Source organism: Bradyrhizobium sp., assembly GCF_049691595.1.
Taxonomy (GTDB): domain Bacteria; phylum Pseudomonadota; class Alphaproteobacteria; order Rhizobiales; family Xanthobacteraceae; genus Bradyrhizobium.
In genome coordinates this window covers 1-2,069 of sequence record NZ_JBAVNZ010000299.1, presented here as the reverse complement: position 1 = coordinate 2,069, position 2,069 = coordinate 1, and the positions used below count along the sequence as shown (strand labels likewise).

Here is a 2,069-nt window from a genome sequence, read left to right as displayed (position 1 = left end):
GCGCACCTGCGCGCAGAATTCAATCGCATCCTTGCGCAGGTGCCGCCGCTTCATCCGTTTCAGGATCATGTCGTCGCCGGACTGCAGCGACAGATGCAGATGCGGCATCAGCCGCGCATCGTCTGCGATGATTTCGAGCAGGTCGCGATCCGCCTCGATCGAATCGATCGATGAAATCCGCAGGCGCCCCAGCTCAGGCACGTGCCGCAAGATCTGTTTTGTCAGCATGCCGAGCTTCGGCGCGCCCGGCAGATCGGCGCCGTAGCTGGTGAGGTCGACGCCGGTCAGCACGATCTCGGCATGGCCGCGTTCGACCAGCGCGCGGACCTGGCTGACCACCGCGCCCATCGGCACCGAGCGCGAATTGCCGCGGCCGAACGGAATGATGCAGAAGGTGCAGCGGTGATCGCAGCCGTTCTGCACCTGCACGAAGGCCCGCGGCAGGCCGCTCCGAAATCCTTCCAGCAGGTGCGGCGCCATCTCCCTGACCGCCATGATGTCCGCGACCGCGATTTTTTCGCTTCGGGAAATGCCAAAGCCGCTATCGAAAGCCGCGCGCGTGGCCTGCCACGCCGCGCCGCGCATCTTGTCGTCGTTGCCGACGACGCGATCGACCTCGTCCATGCCTGCGAACATCTCGGGCTGCGTCTGCGCCGCGCAGCCGGTGACGACGATGCGCAAGGATGGCCGCTCCCGCTTCAGCCGCCGGATCGATTGGCGCGCCTGCGCCACCGCCTCATTGGTGACCGCGCAGCTATTGATGATGATGGTGTCGGCAAGCCCGGCGCCGTCAGCCTCGCGCCGGATCACCTCGGACTCGAAGGCGTTGAGGCGGCAGCCGAAGGTGACGATGTCGACGCCCATCTCAGGCGACGCTGGCGAACAGCGCCGGATCGAAACGGCCCTCATATTCGAAGGTCGCGCTGCCGGTCATCAGCACGTGGTCGTCGCGCTCGCGCCATTCGATCTGGAGTTTTCCGCCGGGCAGCGAAATTTCCACGATGCGGTTGGCACGCTTCAGCCGCGCGGCGGCGACTGCCGTGGCGCAGGCCGCCGAGCCGCAGGCCTTGGTCAGTCCGGCGCCGCGTTCCCAGGTGCGGATCGCGATGTGATCGCGATCGGCGATATGGGCGAGCGTGATGTTGGCGCGCTCCGGGAAGATCGGATGACTTTCCAGCAGCGGCCCGAAGCGGGCGAGATCATGGGCGTTGACGTCATCGACCCAGAAGATCGCATGCGGATTGCCCATGCTGACCGCCGACGGCGAATGCAGCACCGGCGCATCGATCGGCCCGACCTGCAGTTCGATGTAGCGGGTGTCGCGAAATTCTTCCGCGAGCGGGATGTCCCGCCAGCCGAATTTCGGCGCGCCCATATCGACGGTGTAGAGACCGGGCGAAGGGCCCTGCCAGCAATTCAACAGGCCGGCTCTGGTCTCGAAGGTGACCTCGGTCTGCCCGGTCTTCTCGAACAGCCGGCGCACCACGCAGCGCATGCCGTTGCCGCAGGCGCCGGCCTCGGAACCGTCATTGTTGTAGATGCGGATGAAGGCCTCGGTGCCCGTCAGCCGCGGCGGCAGCAACACCATCAGCTGGTCGTAGGGCACACCCGCCGGCGAAGCCACCGCGCGCGCTTCCTCGGGCGTGACGGCGGCCGGCGTGTCGCGCAGATCGACCACGACAATCTCGTTGCCGATGCCGTTCATCTTCGCAAATACGTGGTTGGCGAGCGCGCTCATGGAATTTCCCGAATTGTGCCCGCCTTATATGGCGAATAGTGGCGAATTGGCGAGTCCGGAACGCCGCGGCGCATGACGTATCTGTCATGGGACGAAAGCGGGAGTTGCGTGTTAGGAATGCCGGCGTATTGGCGGGCGTGAGCCGGGACACACCGCGGCCGCCTGGATGGGATGGAGATCAGCGAAATGAACCGTATCAGCCGTTTCCGCCTGTCCCTGGTCGCGCTGATCCCGATCGCCGCGATGGCCTTGGGCCCGGTCGCCATGGCGCAGTCGCCGGCGCCATCGGCCTCCCCGGCCGCGACCCCGGCGCCATCGGCAACGCCTGCGC

2 protein-coding genes are annotated in these 2,069 nt (G+C 66.3%); both read right to left on the bottom strand.

Features of this window, described 5'->3' with window-relative positions:
• Positions 1-864 (bottom strand): radical SAM protein (locus WCE35_RS13395; RefSeq protein WP_424593831.1); only part of this gene is annotated, 864 nt, incomplete at its 3' end.
• 1 nt (position 865) lies between these two features.
• A complete protein-coding gene (gene dapF / locus WCE35_RS13390) occupies positions 866-1,738 on the bottom strand; it encodes a diaminopimelate epimerase (RefSeq protein WP_424593830.1) in 873 nt (290 codons plus the stop codon).
• Positions 1,739-2,069: the final 331 nt, after the last annotated feature.